The sequence below is a fragment of the Micromonospora sp. NPDC049240 genome (assembly GCF_040647835.1).
Classification (GTDB): domain Bacteria; phylum Actinomycetota; class Actinomycetes; order Mycobacteriales; family Micromonosporaceae; genus Micromonospora.
The window spans coordinates 249,161-274,302 of the sequence record NZ_JBEZCX010000002.1; the positions used below are offsets into that span (position 1 = coordinate 249,161).

Sequence of the window (25,142 nt, forward strand, 5' to 3'; positions counted from 1 at the left end):
CTGCGGGACTCCGCTGCGCTGCGTTCCTCGCGCTCATCGGTGCTCACCTTCATTCGCGACTGCGGGACTCCGCTGCGCTGCGTTCCTCGCGCTCATCGGTGCTCACCTTCATTCGCGACTGCGGGACTCCGCTGCGCTGCGTTCCTCGCGCTCATTGCTCCCCCCCGATCCGGAGCTGCACGGCGGCGATCCGCTGGCGGATGCCGGTGGTGACGACGGCGGCGAACGCGAGCGCGGCGAGCAGCAGACCGGCGGCGGTCAGCCCGACCGGCGGCCAGGGCACCGTGAAGACCGCCTCGGGCACCGGCCGGCCGGCCGCCGGGGTGAGGATCACCAGCGGCACCATGGTCGCCGCCACCACGGCTCCGACCAGCAGCCCGACGCCGACCCCGATCGCGGCCAGGAACGTCTGCTCGGCCAGGTACGCGCGGGCCAGCAACCGGCTGGTCGCGCCGAGCGTGGTGAACACGGCGAACTCGGTGAGCCGGCGTCGGGTGGTGGCCCACCCGTCCACGGCCAGGCCGACCAGGGCCAGCAGCACCGACCCGAGCGCGGCGGCGAGCAGCCCGGTGCGGGCCCCCCGCCAGTACGGGTCCCGGGCGGCCTCCTCGGCCACCTGTCGCCGGTCGTGCAGGACGGCGCCGTCGGCCCCGGTGAGCGCCCGCGCGGCGGCGGTGTGCCCGCCCGGCCCGGTCCGCAGCCACCACTCGGCCACCGACCGTACGCCGCCGCGCTGCTGGAGCATCTGGCCGGCGGCGGCGGGCAGGTCGAGGAGCACCCCGTCGCCCTCGGTGCCGGGGACCGCGGCGACCTGACCGACCACTGTGACGTCAAGCGTCACCTCGGCCAGCGACAGTTTGAGCGAGTCACCGGTGCGTACGCTCAGCGCCGCCGCCACGCCCGGGGTGATCAGCACCGGCACCGGCGGGGCGTCGGACCCGGGCACCACCGCGAAACGGGACGGCGGCGTGCCCGCGTACTGGAGGAGCCCGTCGGGCACCCGGAAGCTCCGGGTGGCGTCCACGCTGGTCGGGGTGGCCTGCGCGCCGCCCTGCGGCCCGGCCGCCGGATCGACCACCCGCCAGGCGCCGGTGAGGGGCAGCGGCAGCGCGACGCCCCCGGCGTCGGTGAGCCGCAGCCCCGCCACCAGCAGCCGGTAGGAGCGGCCGACCACGTCGCCGCCGTCGGCTTCGAAGCCGACCAGCCGCAGCGGCACGCCACCGGTGTCGGGCAACGCGACGGAGAAGCGCACCGGCCGGCCGTCGCCGTCGGCCTCGGCCAGCCGCAGCCGCCAGGCGGCACCGGCGTCGGTGGTGAACAGCGCCGTCACGGCCACCGTGGGTGGCGTGTACCTGGTGTCGACCGGGGTGCTGACGGTCCCGGACAGCGTGCGCGCCGCCGCCGGCAGGAGGGTCCCGGCGGGCGTGCCCCGGCCGCCCGCCAGCCGGTCCAGCAGCGCGGCGGTGGACGCCCCGCCGTCGGCGTCGTCGAGCCGGAGCATCCCGCGCGCGGCGGCGGCGTCCAACGCGACCGCGGTGGCCGGGCGGGCCTCCCGACCGACCCGGATGTCGTCGCGCCAGGCCGGCAGCACCCGGTCCAGCCCGGGGGCGGCGGCCAGCGCGGCGGCCCGGCCGTCGGGGGCGGTGCCGTCGCGTTCGGTCAACCGCAGGTCGGTGCCGACCGTGTGCCAGGCCTGGTCCCGCTGCGACCGCTCCCAGGAGGCCACCAGCGACCAGGCCAGCGTGCTGCCGCCGACGGCGAGCGCGAGCAGCAGCACCGGCCCGGCATGCGGGCGGCGGCCCGCCTGCCACATGCCGAACATGGTCGCGTTCCACGGTCGCCGGTCGACGAGCCGTTCGGCGAGCCGGGTGGCCGGCGGCAGCAGCCGCAGCGCGATCACGGCGCCGGCCAGCACACCGATGGTGGGCGCGGCGGCGAGCAGCGGGTCGATGCCGAGGCTGCCGTTCGCGCCGGCCAGCGGCGACGAATACTGCCGCAGCTGGGTCCAGGCGAGCACGGCCAGCGCCACCAGGGCCAGGTCGACGCTGGCGCGTTGCACAGCCGCACCCCGACTCGGCCGGGAGCGGGCGGCCATGTCGGCGACGTAGGTGCCGGCCCGGCGCAGGGCCGGCACCACCATGGCGAGCAGGCAACCGACCGCGGCGGCGAGCGCCACCAGCCAGACCCGGGCGGCCCCGCCGTCGGCCAGCCCCAGGTCCGCGCCGAGGTGCCGGACCGCCTGCCCGGTCAGCACCGGGGCCAGCAGCACGGCCGGCGCCACCACGAGCGTCGCCTCACGTACGGCGAGCCCGGCGAGCTGGCCACGCGCGGCGCCCCGGGCCCGCAGCAGCGCGGTCTGGGCCCGCCGGTCCTCGTTGAGCAGCGCGGCGACCAGCACCAGCGCGTACCCGCCGAGCACCACGATCAGCAGCAGCGGGGTGAGCAGGGCGGACCGGCCCACCAGGTCGGCCCGGCCGAGCCGGTCCACCAGCCGGTCCAGGTGGCTGACCTGCTGCGCGGAGGAACCCAGGCCGGTGGCCGTGGGCAGCCGCTCGGTGACGTCGGCCAGCGCGGCGGTGACGGCTGGCAGCCGGCCCGGCTCGACGCCGGTCAGGTCCGGGACGGCCAGCCAGGCCGCCGAGACCGAGCCCGGGAAGGTACGCGCGAAGTCCGCCGGATCCAGCGCGAACGGCCCGTACGAGGTGCTCGCCGCGTCGCCCTGACTGTCGCCGACACCCGGGGCGAGCCGCCAGTACGCGTCGGCCGCGTCGCGGGGCCGCCACGTGCCGACGACGGTCACCGCGCCGGGCCGTTCCGCCGCCCGGTCGAACAGCGGCACCCGCTCCCCGACCACCAGGCCGAGCCGCGCGGCCACCTTCTCCGGCACGGTCACCTGCAACGGATCGGCGCCGGGCGTGGGCCACGTCCCGGCGGTCAGCTCGGCGCGCGCCGGCAGGCCGTCAAGGGTGGCGAGGTTGGCGAACATCGGGTCGTCGTCGGTGCGGGCGGCGCCCACGTCACCGGTCAACTCCCGCCCGGTGCCGTAACGGGCGGCGGCCACGGTGACCGGCACCCCGCCCAACCGGCCGGCGAACTGCGCCCGGACCGCGCGGTCCCGCCCCGCGAACGCCGCCGCGTCGGCGCCGCCGGAGCCGCTGACCAGCAGGCTGCGCTCCTCGGGCGGGGCGGCGTCGAGCACCGCCCGAGCGCCCGCCTCGACCGCCCGCCGGTTGTAGTCGGAGAGCCCGGTGACCAGCCCGACCGCGACGAGCGCCGCGACCGCGGCGGCGAGCAGCAGCCCGCGGGCCTCGACCGCCCGCCTCCACACCAGCTTCATCCGACGTCCTTCCCTGGCCCGGGTGAGCCGATGACCAGGAAGACCCGCCACCCCCACGAAAAGGTTCGCGCCCGTTACATGATCGTTACCCCAACCCCACCCCACCCACCCACCCCACCCCGCCCGCCCCGCCCGCCCCGCCCGCCCGCTCCGCCTCGTCGATCTTGGAGTTGTGGTGCCATGGAATGCGTTTCATGCGGCTTTTGCGAGGTGCCACAACTCCTAGATCGACGAGGCGGGGGCGGGGTTGTCCACAGGGGCGGACGGGGAGACGGGAGGCGCGGGAGGGTGGCGGGGTGTGGCGGTACGAGGAGTTGCGGGCCGGCGGGGTGAGCCGCGGGGCGGTGCGGCACCGCGTGGAGTCGGGGCGTCTGGGCCGGCTGTCGAGGGGTGTCTACGGACGTGCGGACGACGAGACGGGCCGGCTGCGGGCGCTCTTCCGCCGGTTGCCGCCCGACGCCGTGGCGGGGTTTCACACCGGTGCCCGGCTGCACCGCTTCGGTGCCGTGTCCGGCGACAAGGTGCACGTGGTCGTTCCGGCCGGTGGCCCGGTGCCGAGCATCCGGGGCGTGGCCGTTCATCAGACCGTTCTGCCGGTCAGGGACGTGGTGGAGGTCGCCGGGGTGCCGTGCGCGCCGGCCGCCCGCTGCGCCGTCGACCTGGCCCGGGTGCTCCGTCGGCCGGACGCGCTTCCGGTGCTGGACCTGTGCCTACGGGTGGGCGCGTGCCGCCGGGCGGACCTCTTGGCGGAGGTGACCCGGCACGCCGGGCTGCGCGGGGTACGCCAGGCCGGCCGGCTGGCCGAGCTGGCCGACCCGCGTGCGGAGTGCCGGCAGGAGAGCCAGCTACGCCTGCTGCTGATCGACGCCGGGTTACCCGCGCCGGAGCCGCAGCTCTGGGTGCCGGACGAGGAGGGCGTGCCGGTGTACCGGCTCGACCTGGGTTACCGCCGGCAGCGCGTCGGCGTGGAGTACGACGGCCGCTCCCACCTCGACCCCGACCGCCTGCACCACGACCGCTCCCGGCTGAACTGGCTGGCCGAGCACGGCTGGCGTATCCGGATCTACACCGCCGCCGATCTCTACCGCCGCCCGAACCACATCCGGAGGTCCGTCCGGGCGCTCCTCTGAATGCTGGGCGGGGGACGGGGTGGTCAGGACGGTTTCGGGCGGTCGCGGTCCTTGGAGGGCTGGACCCGCTTCGGCTCGCCGGGCATCTTCGGGTATTCCGGCGGGTACGGCAGGTCACCGAGACCGTCGGCGGCGTCCCGCTCGGCCCACTCCAGCAGCGGCGTGATGTCCCACGGGGCGTCGTCGATGCCGGCGTGCGGGTCACCCCGCTCGGCGAACCGCGCCGGCACCGTGCCCAGGTGGAAGTCGTCCGGGTCGACCCCGGGCAGCTCGTCCCAGTCGACCGGGGTGGAGACGGTGGCCCGCCCGTTGGCCCGCAGTGAGTACGCGCACGCGATGGTGCGGTCCCGCGCCATCTGGTTGAAGTCGACGAAGACCCGGCGGCCCCGCTCCTCCTTCCACCAGGCGGTGGTGACCAACTCGGGCCGGCGCCGTTCCAGCTCCCGGGCCAGCGCGATGGTGGCCCGGCGCACCTCGACGAACGTCCAGCGTGGCTGGATGCGCAGGTAGACGTGCACGCCCCGACCGCCTGAGGTCTTCGGCCAGCCCGGCACGCCCAGCTCGTCCAGCAGCCCGCGCAGCTCACCGGCGGCGGTCGCCGCGTCGGCGAAGTCGGTGCCGGGCTGCGGGTCGAGGTCGATGCGCAGTTCGTCGGGACGGTCGGTGTCGGCGGCGCGCACCGGCCAGGGATGGAAGACCACGGTGCCCATCTGCGCCGCCCAGGCCACGTGGGCCAGGTCGGCCGGGCACAGCTCCTGGGCCGTCCGGCCGCTGGGGAAGCTGATCTCCGCGGTGCGGATCCACGGGGGTACGCCGCGCGCGGGCACCCGCTTCTGGAAGAACATCTCCCCCTCGATGCCCTCGGGGAAGCGTTGCAGGGTGGTGGGCCGGTCCCGCAGGGCCCGGGTGATGCCCTCGCCCACCGCCAGGTAGTAGTGGAAGACGTCCGCCTTGGTGAAGCCGCGCTGCGGGAAGATCACCCGATCCGGGCTGCTCAGCCGCACGGCCCGGCCTGCGACCTCGATCTCCTCGACCGCGCTTCTGCTGCCCGCCATCAGGCGACCATATGCGATGCCACCGACAGTCGACGTACCGTGGAGCGGTGAGTCTTTCCGACAATGAACTGCCCCGCACCGAGGACGAGTGGCGGGTCCGGTTGAGCCCGGCGGAGTTCCGGGTGCTCCGCGAGGCCGGCACCGAGGCGCCCTGGACCGGTGAGTACGTCGACACCAAGACCCCCGGCGTCTACCACTGCCGGGCCTGCGGGGCCGAGTTGTTCCGCAGCGACGACAAGTTCGATTCGCACTGCGGCTGGCCCAGCTTCGACGACGCCATTCCCGGCGCGGTCAAGGAGATCCCGGACAACACGCTCGGCATGCGGCGGGTGGAGATCCGCTGCGCGCGCTGCGACAGCCACCTGGGGCACGTCTTCGAGGGCGAGGGCTTCACCCCGAAGGACACCCGGCACTGCGTCAACTCGATCTCGGTACGGCTGGAGCCGAGCGGCGGCTGACCGCGCGGTCCTACAGGCGCAGCAGGCTGCCGGCCTCGTCGACCCGGTCGGCGCTGTCGTCGTCCAGCCACACGCCGCCGGTGGCGAGGTAGCGGAAGCGGTACTCACCCGGGCCGAGCCGTACGGTCACGGTCCGGGTGCCGTCCCGGCGCGGCACCAGCTCGTGCCGGCCGGGCTCCCAGCCGTTGAAGCAGCCGACCACGCTCACCGTGCCGGCCGGCGCGTCGCGGGGCAGGGAGAACGTCACCCGGGTCTGGTTGCCGAAGAGCTTGTTGCGTTTGATCACGGTTCCTCCTGATTCTCGCCGTCCACCCGGTCAACGCGCGACACGCCGGCTGCGACACGCCGTCGGGGCCGCCCCGGGTTCGCCGTTCCGGTCGCTCCGGCGCGTCCGTTGCCCGACCCTGGGATCACAAGTCCGTTTTCGGGGGGTTTCATATGGCTGCCTGCGAGGTCTGCGGCAACGACTACTGGATGGCGTTCGAGGTGCGCACGGTGGACGGGGCCCGACACACGTTCGACTGCTTCGAGTGCGCGGTGCACAAGATGGCACCGATCTGCGAACACTGTCAGATCAAGATCGTCGGACACGGCGTCGAGGTCTCCGGCCGCTTCTTCTGCTGCGCCCACTGCGCCCGCGCGGTCGAGGGCGACCAGGGCGCCGAGATCCGCGACGCGGTCGGCGCCCGCCCCGCCTGACCGGACGGCCCGATCCGGGAGCCGGGCGTCCGCCACGCCGCCCCGTGTCGATCGACCGCTAGCATCCTCCGGTGAACCGACGGATGATCGCCGCGACGGCGATCCTCGTGACGCTGGCCGGCTGCGCCCCGACCCCCGCTCCGAGCGGGCCGACCGGCGCCGCACCGGCTCTCGCCGCACCGGCGCCCACCGACGGCGGCATCGCCCTCGCACTGCGGGACCGGCATGCCGCCACCGGCAGCCTCGCCGGCCTGGCCGAGAAGCCCGACCACGCCAGCGAGCGGCTCGACTCGGACGGGATCGCCTGCGGCCGGCCGCTGCCGCTGCTCGACCGGAGGTTGGTGGCCTCCACCCGGGTCTTCGGCACACCGAAGGGCGCTCCGCCGGAGGAGTTCGTCGAGCTGGCCCAGGAGACCGTGGTCTACCCGGACGCGACGGTGGCCGCCGACGCCGTACGCCGGATCTTCGAGGTGCTGGCGGCGTGCGACCGCGACGAGGAGGCCGGGCAGGTGACCGCCGGGCACTCCGCCGTCGACCTGCCCGCCGGGGTGGGCGTGTCGGGCCGCGCGGTCGCCGCCACCATGACGCTGCCCGACGGCACCCGTTTCCCGCACCGCTACGGCTGTCTGCACCGGGGGCGGGTGACCCAGTGCGTGGGGGTGTGGACCCGCTCGGCCGCCGCCACCGCGACGTGGTTCGACCGGGCCGCCGTCGCCACCGGCGCCGGCCTGCGGGCGGCGGCGCGCTGACCGTCCGCCCGGCGGGTCGGACCGGCGTGGATCACCCGCGGACCGCGGCCTAACCTGGCGGCATGTCCGTCGAGTTCCACCAGGCCGGCTTCGCCGAGCTGGACACCCGCACGTTCCACGACCTGCTCCGGCTGCGCATCGACGTGTTCGTGGTGGAGCAGTCCTGCGCGTACCCGGAGCTGGACGGTCGGGACGTCGAGCCCGGCACGCGCCATCTCTGGCTGGCCCGCGACGGCGTCGTCGTGGCGTACCTGCGGATCCTGGCCGACCCCGACGGCGTGGCACGGATCGGCCGGGTGGTGGTGGCGCCGACGGCCCGGGGCGCGGGCCTGGCCGGCGCGCTGCTGACCGAGGCGCTGGCCGTGGTGGGTGACCGGCCGTGCGTGCTGGAGGCACAGACGCACCTGGTGGGTCTCTACGCCGGCCACGGCTTCACGGTGAGCGGGCCCGGCTACGTCGAGGACGGCATCCCGCACACCCCGATGCGTCGGAATCCCAACTAATTGACGCCTGTCGTTTTCTGTGGCAGCGTGCGGGTCGAGCCGCCACGCGGGAGAGGGCAACTCCCCGACAGTCCGGGCGTCGTGCACCGACACCCACCCCGGAGGCTTCCCATGTCCACTCCGTACCGTCGCCGCATACCGCTCGGCGCGGCGATCCTCGGCGTCTGCGCGGTCGTCGCGGCGCTGCTCACCACCGCGTTCTCCGGCCCGGCCTCGGCGCACGGGTCGGTGGTCGACCCGGCCTCGCGGAACTACGGCTGCTGGCAGCGCTGGGGCAGCGACTTCCAGAACCCGGCGATGGCCACCCAGGACCCGATGTGCTGGCAGGCCTGGCAGTCCGACCCGGCCGCCATGTGGAACTGGAACGGCCTGTTCCGCGAGGGCGTCGCCGGCAACCACCAGGGCGCGATCCCGGACGGCCAGCTGTGCAGCGGCGGGCGCACCTCCAACGGCCGCTACAACTCGCTCGACACGGTCGGCGCCTGGAAGACCACGCCGATCTCCAACAACTTCCGGATCAAGCTGTACGACCAGGCCAGCCACGGCGCCGACTACATCCGGGTGTACGTGACCAAGCAGGGCTTCAACGCGCTGAACTCGCCGCTGCGCTGGAGCGACCTGGAGCAGGTCGGCCAGATCGGCAACACGCCGGCCAGCCAGTGGACGCCCGAGACGTCGGGCGTGTCGATCCAGGTGCCGGCGAACGCGCCGGGCCGGACCGGCCGGCACATCGTCTACACGATCTGGCAGGCCAGCCACCTGGACCAGTCCTACTACCTGTGCAGCGACGTCGACTTCGGCGGCAGCGGCCCGTCGCCGACCGCGTCCCCCACCACCTCGCCGACCGCGTCGCCGACGACCAGCCCGACCACGTCGCCGACCGCCACCCCCACCGGTGGACCGACGACGCCGAACCCGGCCGGGGGCTGCACCGCGACCTACCAGATCACCGGTCAGTGGGGCGGCGGCTTCCAGGCCGAGGTGAAGGTCACCAACGGCGGCGGTGCGATCCGCGGCTGGTCGGTGAGCTGGAACTACCAGAACGGCCAGCAGGTCACCTCGGCGTGGAACGCCACGGTCACCACGAGCGGAACGCTTGTCACCGCACGCAACGTGGCCTACAACGGCGCGCTCGCCCCGGGGGCCAGCACCTCGTTCGGCTTCACCGGCTCGTCGAGCGGGACCAACCCGGTGCCCGGCATCCTCTCCTGCACGACGACCGCCTGACCGCCAGCCGGTAGGCAAGGAGGGGCCCCCTTTTGACACTCCGGTGTGAGAGGGGGCCCCTTCTCTACCGCAGGCGTTGAAAGGGGGCCCCTCCTTTCACACCAGGCAGGTGACGATGTCGGCGACGGGGCGGCGGCGGCCGGTGTAGAACGGGATCTCCTCGCGGACGTGCCGCCGGGCCCGGGACGCCCGCAGGTCGCGCATCAGGTCGACGATGCGGTGCAGCTCGTCGGCCTCGAACGCGAGCATCCACTCGTAGTCGCCGAGCGCGAACGAGGCGACCGTGTTGGCCCGCACGTCCGGGTAGCCACGGGCCATCTTCCCGTGCTCGGCCAGCAGCTCCCGCCGCTCCCCCTCGGGCAGCAGGTACCACTCGTACGAGCGGACGAAAGGGTAGACGCAGAGGTAGGCGCGCGGCTGCTCGTCGGCCAGGAACGCCGGGATGTGGCTGCGGTTGAACTCCGCCGGCCGGTGCAGCGCCATCTGCGACCAGACCGGGGTGAGCGCCCGGCCCAGCGTGGTGCGGCGGAACCGCAGGTACGCGTCCTGGAGCGCGTCGCTCGACGACGAGTGCCACCAGATCATCAGGTCGGCGTCGGCGCGCAGCCCGGCCACGTCGTACGTGCCCCGGACCGTGACGTCCTTGCCGGCCAGCTCCGTGAAGAGCGACTCGACCTCGTCGACGACGTTCTCCCGCAGCGACGGCAGCGGACTCGACGCCCGGTACACCGACCACATGGTGTAGCGGATGGTCTCGTTCAGCTCCCGCAGCCGGGCCGCGTTGGTCTGCTCGGTCATGTCGCCGATCCTCCCAGTGCTGTGATGATCTCTTCGGCCGCCGTCTCGCCGGAGCGGACGCAGACCGGAATGCCGACCCCGTCGTAGCCGGCCCCGGCCAGCGTCAACGTCGGGTGCGCGGCGCGCAACGCCGTCCGTGCCCCGGCCACCCGGCCGGTGTGCCCGGGCGGGTACTGCGGCAGCGCGCCGCCCCACCGCTGCACGTGCCGGGCCACCGGGTCGGGCAGCGTCGTGCCCAGCGCCGCCGACAGCTCCCGGCGTACGGTGGCGGCCAGGTCGTCGTCGGTGAGCTGGAGCGAGGTCTCGTCGCCGTAGCGGCCGACCGAGGCGCGCACCAGCGCCAACCCGTCGGGCCGGCGCAGGTGCCCCCACTTGGTGGTGAAGAACGTGGCCGCCTTGATCAGCAGGCCCTCGCCGGCCGGCACCAGGAACCCGGACAGCTCCGGCAGCTCCGGCGCGGGCAGCGCGAGCGTGACCAGCGCGACGCTGGCGTAGTCGAGCGCGCCGACGGTCGCCGCCACCTCGGGCGCCTCGCCGGCCAGCAGCCGGGCCGCCGGCCGGGCCGGCACCGCCAGCAGCACCGCGTCGACCTCGACATGTTCGGCTTCGCGGGTCGGGCCGACGGTGAGTCGCCAGCCGTCCGGGGTGCGCCGCAGCTCCCGCACCGCCGCGTCCCGGCGGATCGTCGCCCCGCTGGCCCGCGCCGCCGCCTCGACCAGCGTGCTCAGCCCGCCGGCCAGGGTGCCGAAGACCGGGGCGCCGGGCGCGCGCGGCGCGGCGGCCTGCGCGGCGCGTACCGCACCGACGAGCGTGTGCTCCCGACGGGCCGCGCGGGCCAGCGCCGGCATGGTGGTGACCAGGGAGAGGTCGTCGGCGCGGCCGGCGTACACGCCGCCGAGCATCGGGTCGACCAGCCGGTCCACCACGGCGTCGCCGAGCCGCTCCCGGACCAGCCGACCGACCGCGAGGTCCTCGCCGGGGGCCAGCAGCGGGCGGCCCGCGTCCCGGTCGGCGTCCGCCGCCGGCCGGGCCACCGCCGCCACCTTCGCCAGATCCCCGGGTACGCCGACGAGCGTGCCGCCCGGCACCGGGCGCAGCCCGCCGTCGACAAGCAGGGCGGCCTGCCCGACGGTCGGGTGCACGAGCTGCGCGGCCAGGTCGAGGCGACGCGCGAGGACCACCGCTGCCGACTCCCCGCCGGCCGGGTCGCGCATCAGGAACGACTCGGCCCCGAACTCGACCGGCCCGCCGGCCAGCTCACCGGTACGCAGTTTGCCGCCGAGCCGGCCGGACTGCTCGTACACGGTGATCTCGGTGCCGGCGGGGGCGCGGTCGCGCAACCGGACGGCGGCGGCCAGCCCGGTGATCCCGCCACCGACGATCGCCACCCGCCACGGCCGCGCCACGGCTCCCCCTAGCGGGCCGGTCGCGCGGACAGCTCGTGCACCAGCGCGACCACCCGGGTCAGCACGTCGGGGTCGGTCTCCGGCAGGACACCGTGGCCGAGGTTGAACACGTGGCCGGGCGCGGCGCGGCCCTGCTCGACGATGCGCCGCACCTCGGCCTCGACCACCGGCCAGGGTGCGAGCAGCACGGTCGGGTCGAGGTTGCCCTGCACCGCCTTGTCCGGCCCGATCCGGCCGGTGGCGACGTCCAGCGGCGTACGCCAGTCGACGCCGACCACGTCGGCGCCGGCCTCGCCCATCGCGGCGAGCAGCTCGCCGGTGCCCACCCCGAAGTGGATGCGCGGCACGCCGGCGCTTTCCAGACCGCCCAGCACGTACGCCGAGTGGGGCAGCACGAAGCGGCGGTAGTCGGCCTCGGAGAGCGCGCCGGCCCACGAGTCGAAGAGCTGCACCGCGGAGACGCCCGCCTCGATCTGCACCCGCAGGAACGACAGCGTCACGTCGGCCAGCCGGGCGCAGAGCGTGTGCCACAGGTCGGGGTCGCCGTACATCAGCGCCTTGGTCTTCGCGTGGGTCCGCGACGGGCCGCCCTCGACCAGGTAGCTGGCCAGCGTGAACGGCGCGCCGGCGAAGCCGATCAGCGGGGTGTCGCCCAGCTCGGCGACGAGCAGCCGGACCGCCTCGTCCACGTAGGACACCTCGTCGCGGCCGATCGGGGTGATCCGCTCCACGTCGGCGGCGGTGCGCACCGGTTCGGCCACCACCGGCCCGGTTCCGGGCACGATGTCCAGGTCGATCCCGGCCGCCGCCACCGGCACCACGATGTCGCTGAACAGGATCGCCGCGTCCACCCCGTGCCGGCGGACCGGCTGGAGGGTGATCTCGGTGACCAGCTCGGGGCGGCGGCACGACTCCAGCATCGGCACGCTGGCCCGGATCTCGCGGTACTCCGGCAGGGACCGGCCGGCCTGGCGCATGAACCAGACCGGGGTGTGCGGGACCGGCTCGCGCCGGCAGGCGCGCACGAACGGCGAGTCGGCCGGCCCGCCGCGGCGGGGTTCTCCGTCTCGGGCGGCAGTGCCCGTGGTGTCGGTGGTCATCGCCGCAATCGTGCCACGCCCCCCGCCCACCCTCACGCCCCCGCCCCCACATGTGACGTGAAAGGAGGGGCCCCCTGTTAACGCCTCCGGTAGAGGCGGGCGCCCCGCTCAACACCGAGGCGCCCGCGACGCGCCCGGCGCGGCGTCACCCACCGCGCGGCGGAGGCGGCATAGGCTGCCGGCATGGCCCCCCCGATCGCGCTCCCGGAAACGTTCGCCCGCGCGGTCGCGGGACTGCGGTCGGCCACACCCCGGCCGGAGATCCTGCTGGAGGAGGTCGGCGCTCCGCAGCGGCTGGCCCCGTACGCGTTCGCCCTCTCCGCGGCGGTCATGCGCGACGACGACGAGATCGCCAGTGGCCGGCTGATCCTGCTGCACGACCCGGCCGGGCACGAGGCCTGGCAGGGCACGCTGCGCCTGGTCACGTACGTCACCGCCGAGCTGGAGGTCGACCTGGCCAGCGACCCGCTGCTGCCCGGGGTGGGCTGGGCCTGGCTGACCGACGCGCTGGACGCGCAGGGCGCCGGGCACCGGGCGATCGGCGGCACGGTCACCCAGACGCTCTCCACCCGGTTCGGGGAGCTGGCCGGGCCGCCCGCCGCCGGCGACATCGAGATCCGCGCCTCCTGGACGCCGCTCCGCGCCGACCTGGGGCCGCACCTGCTCGGCTGGTGCACGTTGCTGGCCTCGACGGCCGGTCTGCCCCCACCCGGGGTAACCGCGCTGCCCACCCGCCGCTCCGCCGGCGCCGCCTGACCCGGGCCCTTCGGCCAGCCCTGTCGACCATGAAGTTGGCGGCCGCTGTGGAGATCCAGCCGGCCGCCAACTTCATGATCGATCAGGTGGGTGGGGCTCAGAGGTAGTTCTCGGCCTCGTCGCAGATCTTGTCGAGCCCCTTGTTGGCCGCCTCGAAGCCCGCCTTGTCGCCACGAGACGCCGCGGTGATGGCGGTGGTCAGCTTGTTCAGGCAGTTCGCGATGACCTTCTTCTGCCGGGCCTGCTCGTCCCGGTCGTTCTTGGTGCCGGTCAGGTCCTGCTCGGTGTCGGCCAGCCGCTCCTGAACCGCCTTGACCTCACCCTTGAGCTTCTCGATCTCCCGCTGGTTCGCCGAGATGGTGCCGTCACGCTGACTGACCTGCCGCTCGGCGCTGGTCAGCTTGCCGTTGGTGGTGACGTAGAGACCGGTCATCACGCCGCCGAGGACGAGGAGCAGCCCGGCGACGAGGGCGAGGACCAGCGTGGTCCGGCCCCGGCCACCGCCGGCCGGCGTACCCGTCGGCGTGCCGTAACCGGCCGGGCCGTACGGGGGCGCGGCGCCGGGCGGACCGGACATCGGCTGGGGGCCGAACCCGGGCCCGGCGACCGGCGGCCCGGACATCGGCTGCGGGCCGAAGCCGGGCCCGGAGACGGGCGGCGCCGACATCGGCTGCGGGGGGTAGCCGGCGCCGGAGACCGGCGGCGCGGACATCGGCTGCGCCGGGACGGAGGCGGCGCCGGGCGCGTAGGCACCTGGGGCGGGACCACCCGCGCCGTACGCGCCGGAACCGTACGCGCCCGGGCCGGAACCGTGGTCGCCGGGGCCGGACACGGGCGGCTGGGGCCGGGTGGGGTCGGGGTGCGCCGGGCCGTACGGCGGGGGCGAGGGCTGGCTCCCGTACGGGTTGCCGTAGACCGTGCCGCCCGGCGGCTGGGGCGGGTGGCCCTCCGCTCCGGTGGGTGGCTGGGACATGTCGTTCCTCCAGTTGTGCTGGTCCCCGCGGGGTGGCCCGGTGGGCCGGGGTCGAGGGGGCGTGGTCGGGGCCACACCCGCACGGCGCGCCGCGCTGAGCCGCGACTCAGCAGAGTCTGAAGCGGTCGCAGGCGGTCTTGATCGGCACCGCCAGCCCGATGCCCTCGGCGTCACGGGCCTTGGCCGTGGCGATGCCGACGACCTCCTTCGAGCCGTTGATCACCGGGCCGCCGGAGTTGCCGGGATTGATCGGCGCGTCGAACTGGATCACCGGGCCGGAGCCTCCCTCGTCCTTGCGGAACGCGCTCACCACCCCGGTGGTGACGCTGTCCTGCAGGCCGAGCGGGGCACCGACCACCACGATCTGCTGGCCGGACTTCACCGGCGTCCGGGCCGCGATCAGGCCGCCGAACGTCGCGGTGGTGCGCAACTGCGCCAGGTCCTTTTCCTTGTCGGTGTCGATGATCGTCGCCTCGAACCGCTGGTCGGTGCGCTCCAGGAACACCTTGCGCTCGCCGGCGGCGAAGACCGACTCCACCACGTGGAAGTTGGTGAGCAGCGTGGTGCCACCGCCGGCCGGCGCCTTGCCGACCGCGAACGCCGTGCCGGTGAACTGGCCGGCCCGGACCCGGAACACGCTGGGCAGCACCGCGCTCGCCACCGCTTCGGGATTGAACGCGGCGCCGGCCTGCTTCTCCAGGCTTCCGGCGCGCTGCTCCAGCCCGTCGAGCCGGCGGGCGTCCGCGCCCTGGGCCTCGGCCGTCCGTCGGTCGGCGGCGGCGAGTCGGTCGTCGAGCCGGTGGATCTGGTACGCCTGCACGCCGGTGACCACGGCCAGCACACCGGCCAGCACGAGCGCCACCACCGGCAGCCGGCCCCGGCGGCGGGACGGGTCGGGGCCACCGGCGAGCGGCGAGCCGCCGAATCCGGTCTGGCCGGATACGCCGGCCGGATACGCCGACCCCGGTGTGGGCTGACCCGGCCAGGCCGACCCGGAGCCCGACTGACCCGGCCAGGCCGGCCCGGACGTCTGCTGACCGGGGAACGCCGGACCGGACGGCGACTGACCGGGAGACGCCGGACCAGACGGCGACTGACCCGGGAACGCCGGGCTCGACGTCGGCTGACCCGGATACCCCGGACCGGACGGCGACTGACCCGGGCTCGACACCGGCTGACCCGGATACGCCGGACCGGAGACCGGCTGGCCCGGATACGCCGGACCGGACGGCGACTGACCGGTCGACGGCGCGGCCGGGGCCGGTCGGAACGGGTGGGCCGGCCCCGCCGCCGGCTGGCCCGACCAGGCCGAACCGGCATTCGGCTGGGTCGGCACGGGCGATGCCGCGGGTGCCCCGCCGAACGGCGGGTGACCGGCGTGGCCCGCCCCGCCGCCCCAGGCCGAATCCGGCGTGGCAACGCCCCGACCCGGGTCGGGCGCGGCGGCGTCCCAGGCCGAGCCGGACGCGGCGGCGTCCCAGGCCGGGCCGGGCGCGGCGGCGCCCCGGGATGCTCCAGGCGCGACCGCAGTGCCCCAGGTCGGACCGGACGTGGCGGCGCCCCGAGCCGCTCCGGGCGCGGCAGTGCCCCGGGCCGGTTCCGGTGCCGCGACGCCCCGGGAGAAGTCTGGGCCGGTGGGCGCACCGGGGAACGGGGCCGCCCGGCCGGGCGGAGCGATGCGTGGCGGCAGTGGCCCCGGTCGGCCGGCCGTTCCGTCGCCGCCCTGCCCCGGCACGCCGTCGCCGGTCTCGTACCCGCCTGACATGATCGCCTGTCCTCCCCCGCCGGCTCCGCCGGCGCGCCGACCGTTACCCGGCCGCCCCCGCGCCGCCCACGGCTCGATGGACCGTACCGGCGGGAACGGGGTTTGTCTTCCCCGATGTCCGACCCTCTCACCCCCGCGCAACCCGGCGCGTTCCGGACACCTGGCGGACATCTCGTCGACACGCAACGGACCGGCTGCGCGCACCGGATCGTCCGGCCTACTAGGGTTGTCAGGTGACCGACGAACCACCCCTGCGCCGTCGGGCCGCCGAAAGCCGTACGGGAGAGGTGTCTCCGCATCCGTCGACGGCCGTGCCGGAGCCGGCGGGCGCGGGGACCGAGACCGACGCGAGCGCAGCCGTCCCGCTGACCGCACCGCGCGACGGCACCCCCGCGCCGGTGGCCACCCCCAGTGAGCTGGACGCGGTCGTGGCCCGCTTCGCGGCCGGCACCGGCCCGGTGGCCCTGGACGCCGAACGCGCCTCCGGCTACCGCTACAGCCAGCGCGCCTACCTGGTGCAGCTGCGCCGGGCCGGCGCCGGCACCACGTTGATCGACCCGCTGCCGCTGCCCGACCTGTCCGCGCTCGACGCGGCGATCGCCGAGGCGGAGTGGGTGCTGCACGCCGCCAGCCAGGATCTCGCCTGCCTGGCCGAGTTGGGGCTGCGCCCGCGCCGACTGTTCGACACCGAACTGGCCGCCCGGCTGGCTGGTTTCGAGCGGGTCGGCCTGGCCGCGCTGACCGAACAGCTGCTCGGCTTCAGCCTGGAGAAGCACCACTCCGCCGCCGACTGGTCCAGCCGGCCGCTGCCGGAGTCCTGGCTGACGTACGCGGCCCTGGACGTGGAGCTGCTCGTCGACCTGCGCGACGCGCTCGACGCCGAACTCGACAGGCAGGGCAAGTCCGGCTGGGCGGCGGAGGAGTTCGCCGCGCTGGTGCGCAACGGCGCCCGCCCGCCCCGGGTCCGCGCCGAGCCGTGGCGACGCACGTCCGGCATCCACCGGGTCCGCGGCGCCCGCGCCCAGGCCCGGGTGCGTTCCCTCTGGTACGCGCGGGACCAGATCGCCGCCCGTCGGGACGCCGCGCCGGGGCGGGTGCTGCCCGACTCGGCCATCGTGGCGGCGGCCGAGCTGGACCCGAAGGACGAGAAGACGCTGCTGACCCTGCCCGGGTTCGGTGGTCGCTCGGTGCGCCGGCTGGCGCGTACCTGGTTGGCGGCGTTGGACGACGCACGCCAACTGCCGGACGACGCGTTGCCGGTGAGTCCGACGGTGGAGGGCCCGCCGCCGCCGCACCGGTGGGCGGAGCGGGACCCGGTCGCGGCGGGCCGGCTGGCCCGCTGCCGGGAGGTGGTGGTCGGCACCGCGTCGGCGCACCGGCTGCCGGCGGAGAACCTGATCGCGCCGGACTCGATCCGCCGGTTGGCCTGGCAGCCGCCGGAGGAGGTCACCGACGACACGGTGGCGGAGACCCTACGCACACTGGGTGCCCGCGAGTGGCAGCTCGGCCTGCTCCTGCCGGCGCTCACCGAGGCGTTGCGCATCCCGGCGTCCTGAGCCGGCCCGACGCGGGTTGTGAGGTGGGCCACACGGGGGGTGGTGACGCCGCTGGTTACTGGCGAGTAGCATCCGGAGAAATGGCCAGTGCCGAGGGAGGCTCCAAGTGCCCCGTGAAGTCCGAGATGTCGTCTTCGTCGACGGCGTCCGAACGCCGTTCGGCAAGGCGGGTGGGATGTACGCCAACACCCGCGCCGACGACCTGGTGATCCGCTGCATCCGCGAGCTGATGCGCCGCAACCCGCAGCTGCCGCCGGAGAAGGTGGAGGAGGTGGCGATCGCCGCCACCACCCAGATCGGCGACCAGGGCCTGACCATCGGCCGCACCGCCGCCCTGCTGTCCGGCCTGCCCAAGACCGTGCCCGGCTTCGCCATCGACCGGATGTGCGCGGGCGCGATGACCGCCGTCACCACGGTGGCCGGCGGCATCGCCATGGGCGCGTACGACGTGGCCATCGCCGGCGGCGTGGAGCACATGGGCCGCCACCCGATGGGCGAGGGCGTCGACCCCAACCCGCGGATCGTCGCGGAGAAGCTGGTCGACCCGTCCGCCCTGGTGATGGGCGCCACCGCGGAGAACCTCCACGACCGGGTCCCGCACATCACCAAGGAGCGCACCGACGCGTTCGCGCTCGCCTCGCAGCAGAAGACCGCCAAGGCGTACGCCAACGGCAAGCTCCAGGGCGACCTGGTGCCGGTGGCCATCCGCGACGCCGACGGCGGCTGGGGCCTGGCGACCGTGGACGAGGCGCCGCGGGACACCTCCCTGGAGAAGCTGGCCGGCCTGAAGACCCCGTTCCGCCCGCACGGCAAGGTCACCGCGGGCAACGCGGCCGGCCTGAACGACGGCGCCACCGCCGCGCTGCTGGTCGCCGAGGAGACCGCCCGCGAGCTGGGCCTGCCGGTCGGCATGCGGCTGGTGTCTTACGGCTTCGTGGGCGTCGAGCCCGAGGTGATGGGCGTCGGCCCGATCCCCTCCACCGAGAAGGCGCTGCGCATCGCCGGCCTGAGCATCGACGACATCGGCCTGTTCGAGCTGAACGAGGCGTTCGCGGTGCAGGTGCTCGCGTTCCTCGACCACTTCGGCATCGCCGACGACGACCCCCGGGTCAACGCCTGGGGCGGCGCGATCGCCATCGGGCACCCGCTCGCGTCCTCCGGCGTGCGGCTGATGACCCAGCTCGCCCGGCAGTTCGCCGAGCACCCCGAGGTCCGCTACGGCCTCACCGCCATGTGCATCGGCATCGGCATGGGCGGCACGGTCATCTGGGAGAACCCGAACTGGAAGGGTGAGGACAAGTGAGCGCGCTCGCGGCACCGAACGAGGTCGTCACCAGGGCGCTGCTGCGTCAGGTGGCCGTACCGGGGCTGGACCGCCCGGCCGCCCTGATCACCCTCGACAACGGCTTCGACCACACCAAGCCGAACAGCTTCGGTCCGGGCGGCCTGACCAGCCTGGACGAGGCGATCACCGCCGCCCTGGCGGCGAACCCGGCGTTCGTCGCGGTCACCGGCAAGCCGTACATCTTCTGCGTGGGCGCGGACATCACCAGCCTGCCCCAGCTGGAGAACCGCGAGCAGGCGCTGGAGGTCGGCCGGCTCGGCCACCGGGTCTTCGCCCGGCTCAAGGACAGCGACGTCCCGACGTTCGCGTTCGTCAACGGCGCGGCCATGGGCGGCGGCCTGGAGCTGGCGCTGCACTGCCACTACCGGACGCTGTCGGCCGGCGCGGCGGCGCTGGCGCTGCCCGAGGTCTCGCTCGGCCTGGTACCCGGCTGGGGCGGCACCCAGCTGCTGCCGAACCTGATCGGCATCCCGGCCGCCACCCAGGTGATCCTGCAGAACCCGCTGATGCAGAACCGGATGCTCAAGCCGAAGCAGGCGGCCGAGATGGGCATCGCGGACGTGCTGCTGGAGCCCGCCGACTTCCTGGAGCGGTCCCTCGAATGGGCCGCCGGCGTGGTCCGGGGCGAGGTCACCGTCACCCGCCCCGAGGTCGACAAGGACATGTGGGCGGGCGTGCTCTACTTCGCCCGGCAGACCCTCGACCAGCGGCTGCACGGCGCGGTCCCGGCCGCGTACAAGGCGTTGGACCTGCTGGAGACCGCGAAGGACGCGGACTTCGCGGCCGGCACCGCGGCGGAGGACGAGGCGCTCGCCGACCTGGTCTTCTCCGAGGAGCTGCGCAGCGGCCTGTACGCGTTCGACCTGGTGCAGCGGCGGGCCAAGCGCCCGGCCGGCGCGCCGGACAAGGGCCTGGCCCGGCCGGTGACCAAGGTCGGCATCGTCGGCGCCGGCCTGATGGCCAGCCAGCTCGCGCTGCTGTTCGCCCGCCGGCTCCAGGTGCCGGTGGTGCTGACCGACCTTGATCAGTCCCGGGTGGACCAGGGCGTCGCCTACGTGCACACCCAGATCGAGAAGGCCGTGAGCAAGGGCCGGATGGACAAGGGCACCGCCGCCAAGCTGTACGGCCTGGTGTCCGGCTCGGCAAAGGCCGACGCGTTCGCCGCCTCGGCACAGGGTCAGCGCACTTCGTTTGCCGACTGTGACTTCGTCATCGAGGCCGTGTTCGAGGACCTGGGCGTCAAGAAGCAGGTCTGGGCCGAGCTGGAGAAGATCGTCGCGCCGGAGGCGGTGCTCGCCACCAACACCAGCTCTCTGTCGATCACCGAGATGGCGGCCGACCTGGAGCACCCGGAGCGGGTCGTCGGCTTCCACTTCTTCAACCCGGTGGCGGTGCTGCCGCTGCTGGAGATCGTCCGCGGCGAGCGCACCGACGACGCCACGCTGGCCACCGCGTTCGCGGTTGGCAAGCAGCTCAAGAAGTCGTCGGTGCTGGTCAAGGACGCCCCGGCGTTCGTGGTGAACCGGCTGCTGACCCGCTTCCTCGGCACCGTCTTCGCCGCCGTCGACGCCGGCACCCCGCTGGACGTCGCGGACAGCGCGCTGGACCCGCTGGGCCTGCCGATGCGCCCGCTCGCGCTGCTCCAGCTCGTCGGGCCGGCGGTGGCGTACCACGTGGGCGGCACCCTGCACGAGGCGTTCCCGGAGCGGTTCACGGTCAGCGAGAACCTCAAGCGGATCGCCGACTCCGGCCAGCCGATCGTGGTCGACGACCAGGTCAACGAGGAGGTCGCCAAGCTGCTCGTGGTCGGCGACCAGCCGCTCACCGCCGAGCAGGTGCGGCAGAACGCGCTCGACGCGCTGGCGCAGGAGATCGGGCTGATGCTCGACGAGGGTGTCGTCGCCGAGGCGCAGGACATCGACCTGTGCATGATCCTCGGCGCCGGCTGGCCGTTCCACCTGGGCGGCGTCACGCCGTACCTGGACCGGACCGGCACCTCCGAGCGGGTGACCGGCCGACGGTTCCTGCCGCGCGGTGTGGCCAGCCTGCGCTGACCGGTCCACGCATCGATCGCGGTGCTCGCGCCGTCCGTTCCGGACGGTACGGGCACCGCGATCGGCGTTCCGGGGCCGGTCACGGGACGGTTCCGGTTTGATCACACCGCCCCTGACCGGACGGCGGGGTGTCGGCGGCTCTGGCTACCATCACGCGTCCAGAATCTTCACAGGAGCTGCCTTCATGTCCCAGCCGCCGTCCAATCCCTACCCCGGCCACAACCCCTCCCCCTCCGCACAGCCGGGTGGCTACCAGCCGCCGCAGCAGTACGGCGGTGAGCACCCGCCGGCGCCGCAGCAGCAGTACGGCGGTGACTACCCGCAGCAGCCGCAGTACGGCGGCGACCAGTTCGGCGCCCCGGTCCCGCCGAAGAAGAAGTTCGGGGTCGGCAAGATCCTGCTGATCGTCCTGGCCGTGGTGCTGGTGCTCTGCGTCGGCGGTGGCGTCGCCTTCTGGCTCGCCGCCGGTGACGACGTCAAGGACGTCGTCACCGCCACCAAGACCCGGGTCGTCGAGCCGACGACGCTGGGCGGCCGGCCGAAGGCGACCGAGCCGCAGCTCCAGTCGACCGCTCTCCAGATGAAGTCCGAGCTCGGCAAGGACGTGCCGAACGCGACCAGCACGGCGGGCGCGTTCTACGGCGACCCGGCCAAGAAGGACCTGGTCATGATCGTCGCCGTCTCCGGCGTCATCGCCGACCCGAAGAAGGAGATGGCGGACGCCATCGCCGCGGTCACCCCGGACCTGGGCACCAAGGAGTTCAAGACGGTCGACGCCGGCCCGCTCGGCGGCGACGCCAAGTGCGGCGACGGCAAGGCCCAGGACATCCCGGTCGGTGTCTGCATCTGGTCCGACAAGGGCAGCCTCGGCATGGTGGTCGTCTACTTCAAGTCCGTGTCCGAGCTCCAGTCGGAGTTCGTCAACATGCGCGGTGAGATCGAGAAGCAGGACTGATCCCGCTCGGAGCGCCGGGCCCCCGCCGACGGCGGGGGCCCGGCGCCGTTTCCGGGTCAGGCCGACACGACCCGTTTCCGGGTCAGGCCGACGCGGCGCGTTCCGCCGTGGAGCGGCACACGCAGAACTCGTTGCCCTCCGGGTCGGCCAGCACCACCCAGCCGCTGCCGTCCGGCCGGCGCCGGTCGGCGACAAGCGTCGCGCCGAGTTCGCGCAGCCGGACGACCTCGGTGTCCCGGGTGCCCTCGGCCGGCTGGAGGTCGAGGTGGAACGCGCCCTTGCGGTGGCGCTCACCCACCTCGACGAAGAGCAGGTCGGGGCCGTGCCCGTCGGGCGAGACGAGGACGGCCTCCGGGTCACCCGGGTGGTCGTCGGCGTGCCGCTCGCGGTCGAGCACGCGGCCCCACCATCCGGCCAGGGCGTACGGGTCGTCGGACTCCACGGTCACGCAGTGGATGTGTGCACTCACGATGTTTCCTCCGATGGGGAATGCGCCCCGGCGGAGTGCGAGGGTCAGCGGGGAACGCGGGGCGCGGGATTGTTGAGAACGGACATCACCACACCCCCTTCCACCTCTCGGCTGACGCCATGATCCTGCCATCCTCCACCGTCCCCCGACAAGACCTGCCCGGGGCGGTGAGATGGGGCCCCTTCTCTACCGCAAACGTTAAGAAGGGGCCCCTCCTTACACCGCTCAGGGGGCGAGGAACACCGCCTTGGCGCGCCAGTCGGTGCCGTCGACGGTTGGGCCGCTGCGCACGGTGAACGTCGCGGTCGGCGCGCCGTTGAGCCAGTCCGTCGCCAACAGGTCACCGGTGCTCCGGTTGACCTTGTAGAGCGTGCCGCCGGCCAGGAACACCGCGCCCGCGTCGGCGAGCCCGCCCGCGCCGGCCACCGTGAACCGGTCCGCGCCGACCGTGCCGCTGTCCGGGGTGAACCAGCGCCAGAACAGGCCGCTCTGCCCGGCGAGCGTGTAGTAGAGCCGACCGCCGGAGTGGAACATGCCGGTCACGTTGGGGATCTCGGCGTAGAAGCCGGTGGTCACCCCGGCGTACGTCTGACCGGCCGGCCCGGAGTCGGTCTCCACGGTGTCCCAGTAGGCGTCGTGGTACGGGTCGACGAGCGCCGGCGTGCCGAACGTGGTCCCGTCGAACGTGCGCCGCCACAGCGCGCCGTCCATGCCGTAGAACAGCGTGCCGCCGACCCAGAACGCGCCCCGCGCGGTGGACCAGGCGGTGCCGTCCGGGTTCGCCACCGGGCTCGGCGCGCCGACCGTGGTCGTCCCGTCGTACGAGCGGGCCTGCACCTCGTCGCCGGTGCCGGCCGGCGGGGGGCCGGTCTTGACGATCTCGATGCCGTCGATCAGCGGGTTCTCCACCACGTGCCGGAACTCCAGGTCGACGGTGCCGTCGCTGACCACGGTGAACTCGCGCATGGTGCCCACGTTGTGCCCGGCGGCGGCGGACAGGTCGAGGTCGTCGAGGACGGTGGCGCCCTCCAGCGCCACGTCGAAGACGCGGGCGCCGACGGCGGCGGTGCCGTCGTACCGGTTGGCCAGGTAGAGCCGGACCCGCACCTCGGTACCGGTGGGCACCGGGAACTGCCAGGTCATCTCCGGCGCGCCGGCCGGGTCGTACCGTTCGTCGCTGTAGAGCGCGGCCGGCGTGCCGGCCGGCACGGTCGTGTCCAGCGCGCCCACCGCGGCGAAGCCGGCGGCGGAGCTGCCGCTGTTGTGGTATGGGCTGGGGTTACCGCCGTCGTCGGCCGCCCAGTCCGGTCCGCCGTCGGTGGCGGCGACCAGCGGGCCGCCCGCGTTGACCCGGTACAGCACGTTGGTGGGCTTCGGCACGCCGGCCTGGTAGACCGTGCCGGGCAGGGTGGGCTCGGTGGTCGGGTGCGGGGCCGTGCCGCCGGCCAGCGGGAAGAACGCGATCCGCTCCCGGCGGTACTGGAAGTTGCCGATCCACGAGGTGTCGCCGCCGACCCACAGCCCGGCCGGGGTGACAAGCATCTCGGAGGCGCCGATGCCGCGCGGGTGGCGGCCGGGGTTCCAGGACAGCGGCAGGCCGGTACGCGGGTCGAGCGCGGCGATGCTGGCCCGGCCGACCGCGCCGGCCCGGGCGTTGTCGCCGCCGGCGCTGTTGTTCAGCCAGCGGAAGTGGCCGCCCACGTAGACGGCCTGCTCGCTGACCGCGACCGAGAGGAACGTGTCGCCGCCGGTGTAGTCGATCCAGGTGGGCTGCGCGTCGGTGGCGGTCGTGCCGCCCTCGAAGCGGGCCGCGGCGTCGCAGAGCGTGCCGCCGTTCGGCGCGCCGGTGGTGACCACCACGAAGTAGCTGCTGTCCGGCGCGTACGCGACGTCCCGCATGTACGAGTCGAACGCCCACCACGCGCAGCGCGGCGTGTAGCGGCTGGTGTTCCAGTCGGCCACGGTGGCGGCGGTGGCGCCCAGGTCGAGCTGGACGATCTGGTCGTGCAGCACCCCGTCGGCCTTCTTGAAGTTGCCGATCACCACGAGCCTGGTGCCGTCCGGGGCGAGCGCCATCTTCTCCACCCCGACGCCGGCGTTGGAGCCGCTGACCCCGTCGTAGTTGTGGTGCTCGGTGAGCGCGGTGGTCAGGTAGCTGTCCACCGCGCCGGTGGTGGCGTTGAGGGAGGCCAGCCCGCCGCGCGGGTTGGGGTTGCCGGCGGTGGTGAAGATGCCGCCGACCAGCAGCCGGGTGCCGGCCAGCGCGATGTCGTTGACCAGCCCGTTGAACGCCGGCGGGGCGAAGCTGGTGACAAGCGCGCCGGTGGCGACGTTGAGCAGCGCCACCTTTCGCCGGGTCACCCCGTTGACGGTGTTGAACTTGCCGGCGACGAAGACCGTGCCGGCGGTCGGGCCGGCGACGACCGCGTACACCTCGTTGTCGACCGACGGCGCGAACGCGGTGTCGACCGTGCCGGTGGCCTTGTCGAAGGCGAGCAGGTAGTTGCGGGTGATGTCGGTGTCGGAGTTGCGGTTCTGCACGGTGCTGAACGAGCCGGCCACGATGATCTTCGAGCCGGCGTCGTGGATCGCGTCGACGGTGCCGTCCATGATGTCCGGCGAGGTGGTGGCCGGGACGGCCTTGACCACGGTGGTGTGGTCGGGCGCGGCGCCGGCGGGCGCGGCCGGGGCCAGGCCGGCCGCGGTGAGCGCGACGGCGGCGAGGGCCGCGAGGGCGCGGCGGCGCGGGGCCGAGGGGTGGGTCACGGGCAGCTCCGTAGATTCGGCGGTGAGGCGTGTCGCACCGC

The 25,142-nt window shown here is 74.4% G+C and carries 21 protein-coding genes; 11 read left to right on the top strand and 10 right to left on the bottom strand.

The window, feature by feature from the left end; all coding sequences use genetic code 11:
• Positions 1–151: 151 nt before the first annotated feature.
• Positions 152–3,337 carry an FtsX-like permease family protein gene (locus AB0B02_RS04435; protein ID WP_357296719.1) on the bottom strand — a complete coding sequence of 1,062 codons (3,186 nt, stop codon included), beginning with the start codon at positions 3,335–3,337 and terminating at the stop codon, positions 152–154.
• A gap of 296 nt (positions 3,338–3,633) precedes the next feature.
• Between AB0B02_RS04435 and AB0B02_RS04440 the strand changes: the two genes are divergently transcribed.
• On the top strand, positions 3,634–4,467 hold the full coding sequence (locus AB0B02_RS04440) for a hypothetical protein (RefSeq protein WP_281935271.1): 834 nt from the start codon (positions 3,634–3,636) through the stop codon (positions 4,465–4,467).
• A 23-nt stretch (positions 4,468–4,490) separates the two neighbouring features.
• On the opposite strand, the gene ligD is transcribed toward AB0B02_RS04440, so the two are convergent.
• Complete coding sequence (gene ligD / locus AB0B02_RS04445) at positions 4,491–5,522, bottom strand: non-homologous end-joining DNA ligase (RefSeq protein WP_281935272.1); 1,032 nt, start codon at positions 5,520–5,522, stop codon at positions 4,491–4,493.
• A 47-nt stretch (positions 5,523–5,569) separates the two neighbouring features.
• Between ligD and msrB the strand changes: the two genes are divergently transcribed.
• Positions 5,570–5,980 carry a peptide-methionine (R)-S-oxide reductase MsrB gene (gene msrB / locus AB0B02_RS04450; RefSeq protein ID WP_107159259.1) on the top strand — a complete coding sequence of 137 codons (411 nt, stop codon included), beginning with the start codon at positions 5,570–5,572 and terminating at the stop codon, positions 5,978–5,980.
• Positions 5,981–5,990: 10 nt separating this feature from the next.
• On the opposite strand, the gene AB0B02_RS04455 is transcribed toward msrB, so the two are convergent.
• Positions 5,991–6,266, bottom strand: a complete 276-nt coding sequence (locus AB0B02_RS04455) for an isoamylase early set domain-containing protein (protein WP_281935274.1) — start codon at positions 6,264–6,266, stop codon at positions 5,991–5,993.
• 152 nt (positions 6,267–6,418) lie between these two features.
• Between AB0B02_RS04455 and AB0B02_RS04460 the strand changes: the two genes are divergently transcribed.
• From AB0B02_RS04460 to AB0B02_RS04475, 4 genes are all read left to right on the top strand, one after another.
• The gene (locus tag AB0B02_RS04460; RefSeq protein WP_107159255.1) at positions 6,419–6,679 is read left to right on the top strand and encodes a Prokaryotic metallothionein; all 261 of its coding nucleotides are present in this window, start codon (positions 6,419–6,421) and stop codon (positions 6,677–6,679) included.
• A 71-nt stretch (positions 6,680–6,750) separates the two neighbouring features.
• Positions 6,751–7,428, top strand: coding sequence for a hypothetical protein (locus AB0B02_RS04465; protein WP_281935275.1), 678 nt, complete (start codon positions 6,751–6,753; stop codon positions 7,426–7,428).
• Between the two features lie 62 nt (positions 7,429–7,490).
• Positions 7,491–7,931, top strand: coding sequence for a GNAT family N-acetyltransferase (locus tag AB0B02_RS04470; RefSeq protein WP_357296728.1), 441 nt, complete (start codon positions 7,491–7,493; stop codon positions 7,929–7,931).
• A 111-nt stretch (positions 7,932–8,042) separates the two neighbouring features.
• Positions 8,043–9,158: a lytic polysaccharide monooxygenase gene (locus AB0B02_RS04475; protein WP_281935279.1), complete on the top strand. Its 1,116-nt coding sequence runs from the start codon at positions 8,043–8,045 to the stop codon at positions 9,156–9,158.
• A gap of 96 nt (positions 9,159–9,254) precedes the next feature.
• Here AB0B02_RS04475 and hemQ read toward each other — a convergent pair whose 3' ends face one another.
• Genes hemQ through hemE form a run of 3 tightly spaced genes read right to left on the bottom strand, consistent with a single transcriptional unit; the run spans position 9,255 to position 12,462 of the window.
• Positions 9,255–9,956, bottom strand: a complete 702-nt coding sequence (gene hemQ, locus AB0B02_RS04480; RefSeq protein WP_281935281.1) for a hydrogen peroxide-dependent heme synthase — start codon at positions 9,954–9,956, stop codon at positions 9,255–9,257.
• Positions 9,953–11,362, bottom strand: coding sequence for a protoporphyrinogen oxidase (gene hemG, locus AB0B02_RS04485; RefSeq protein WP_357296738.1), 1,410 nt, complete (start codon positions 11,360–11,362; stop codon positions 9,953–9,955). The genes hemQ and hemG overlap by 4 nt, the downstream gene beginning before the upstream one ends.
• Positions 11,363–11,370: 8 nt before the next feature.
• On the bottom strand, positions 11,371–12,462 hold the full coding sequence (gene hemE / locus AB0B02_RS04490) for a uroporphyrinogen decarboxylase (RefSeq protein WP_281935283.1): 1,092 nt from the start codon (positions 12,460–12,462) through the stop codon (positions 11,371–11,373).
• A 183-nt stretch (positions 12,463–12,645) separates the two neighbouring features.
• On the opposite strand from hemE, the gene AB0B02_RS04495 reads away from it, so the two are divergent.
• Positions 12,646–13,218 carry a DUF3000 domain-containing protein gene (locus tag AB0B02_RS04495; protein ID WP_281935285.1) on the top strand — a complete coding sequence of 191 codons (573 nt, stop codon included), beginning with the start codon at positions 12,646–12,648 and terminating at the stop codon, positions 13,216–13,218.
• A gap of 97 nt (positions 13,219–13,315) precedes the next feature.
• Here AB0B02_RS04495 and AB0B02_RS04500 read toward each other — a convergent pair whose 3' ends face one another.
• A complete protein-coding gene (locus AB0B02_RS04500; protein ID WP_281935287.1) occupies positions 13,316–14,191 on the bottom strand; it encodes a hypothetical protein in 876 nt (291 codons plus the stop codon).
• A gap of 106 nt (positions 14,192–14,297) precedes the next feature.
• On the bottom strand, positions 14,298–15,527 hold the full coding sequence (locus AB0B02_RS04505; RefSeq protein ID WP_281936258.1) for a trypsin-like peptidase domain-containing protein: 1,230 nt from the start codon (positions 15,525–15,527) through the stop codon (positions 14,298–14,300).
• Positions 15,528–16,189: 662 nt separating this feature from the next.
• On the opposite strand from AB0B02_RS04505, the gene AB0B02_RS04510 reads away from it, so the two are divergent.
• The 4 genes from AB0B02_RS04510 to AB0B02_RS04525 all read left to right on the top strand — a co-directional run bounded on the left by AB0B02_RS04510 (position 16,190) and on the right by AB0B02_RS04525 (position 21,866).
• Positions 16,190–17,512, top strand: coding sequence for a ribonuclease D (locus AB0B02_RS04510; protein ID WP_281935289.1), 1,323 nt, complete (start codon positions 16,190–16,192; stop codon positions 17,510–17,512).
• Positions 17,513–17,618: 106 nt separating this feature from the next.
• A complete protein-coding gene (locus tag AB0B02_RS04515) occupies positions 17,619–18,815 on the top strand; it encodes an acetyl-CoA C-acyltransferase (protein WP_281935291.1) in 1,197 nt (398 codons plus the stop codon).
• Complete coding sequence (locus AB0B02_RS04520) at positions 18,812–20,911, top strand: 3-hydroxyacyl-CoA dehydrogenase NAD-binding domain-containing protein (protein ID WP_357296744.1); 2,100 nt, start codon at positions 18,812–18,814, stop codon at positions 20,909–20,911. The genes AB0B02_RS04515 and AB0B02_RS04520 overlap by 4 nt, the downstream gene beginning before the upstream one ends.
• A 184-nt stretch (positions 20,912–21,095) precedes the next feature.
• Positions 21,096–21,866, top strand: a complete 771-nt coding sequence (locus AB0B02_RS04525; RefSeq protein WP_281935295.1) for a hypothetical protein — start codon at positions 21,096–21,098, stop codon at positions 21,864–21,866.
• 82 nt (positions 21,867–21,948) lie between these two features.
• Here the strand turns inward: AB0B02_RS04525 and AB0B02_RS04530 are convergent, their stop codons facing one another.
• Together AB0B02_RS04530 and AB0B02_RS04535 are read right to left on the bottom strand one after the other, a co-directional pair.
• Positions 21,949–22,335, bottom strand: coding sequence for a VOC family protein (locus tag AB0B02_RS04530; RefSeq protein WP_281935297.1), 387 nt, complete (start codon positions 22,333–22,335; stop codon positions 21,949–21,951).
• Positions 22,336–22,560: 225 nt separating this feature from the next.
• Positions 22,561–25,101 (bottom strand): malectin domain-containing carbohydrate-binding protein, encoded by a 2,541-nt coding sequence (locus AB0B02_RS04535; RefSeq protein WP_281935298.1) that lies wholly within the window; start codon positions 25,099–25,101, stop codon positions 22,561–22,563.
• Between the last annotated feature and the right edge of the window lie 41 nt (positions 25,102–25,142).

Excerpts from the sequence above, each read along its gene's own strand:
- AB0B02_RS04435 (WP_357296719.1), bottom strand. The coding sequence starts at position 3,337 with ATGAAGCTGGTGTGGAGGCGGGCGGTCGAGGCCCGCGGGCTGCTGCTC.
- ligD (WP_281935272.1), bottom strand. The coding sequence starts at position 5,522 with ATGGCGGGCAGCAGAAGCGCGGTCGAGGAGATCGAGGTCGCAGGCCGG.
- AB0B02_RS04460 (WP_107159255.1), top strand. The coding sequence starts at position 6,419 with ATGGCTGCCTGCGAGGTCTGCGGCAACGACTACTGGATGGCGTTCGAG.
- AB0B02_RS04470 (WP_357296728.1), top strand. The coding sequence starts at position 7,491 with ATGTCCGTCGAGTTCCACCAGGCCGGCTTCGCCGAGCTGGACACCCGC.
- AB0B02_RS04475 (WP_281935279.1), top strand. The coding sequence starts at position 8,043 with ATGTCCACTCCGTACCGTCGCCGCATACCGCTCGGCGCGGCGATCCTC.
- hemQ (WP_281935281.1), bottom strand. The coding sequence starts at position 9,956 with ATGACCGAGCAGACCAACGCGGCCCGGCTGCGGGAGCTGAACGAGACC.
- hemE (WP_281935283.1), bottom strand. The coding sequence starts at position 12,462 with ATGACCACCGACACCACGGGCACTGCCGCCCGAGACGGAGAACCCCGC.
- AB0B02_RS04495 (WP_281935285.1), top strand. The coding sequence starts at position 12,646 with ATGGCCCCCCCGATCGCGCTCCCGGAAACGTTCGCCCGCGCGGTCGCG.
- AB0B02_RS04500 (WP_281935287.1), bottom strand. The coding sequence starts at position 14,191 with ATGTCCCAGCCACCCACCGGAGCGGAGGGCCACCCGCCCCAGCCGCCG.
- AB0B02_RS04525 (WP_281935295.1), top strand. The coding sequence starts at position 21,096 with ATGTCCCAGCCGCCGTCCAATCCCTACCCCGGCCACAACCCCTCCCCC.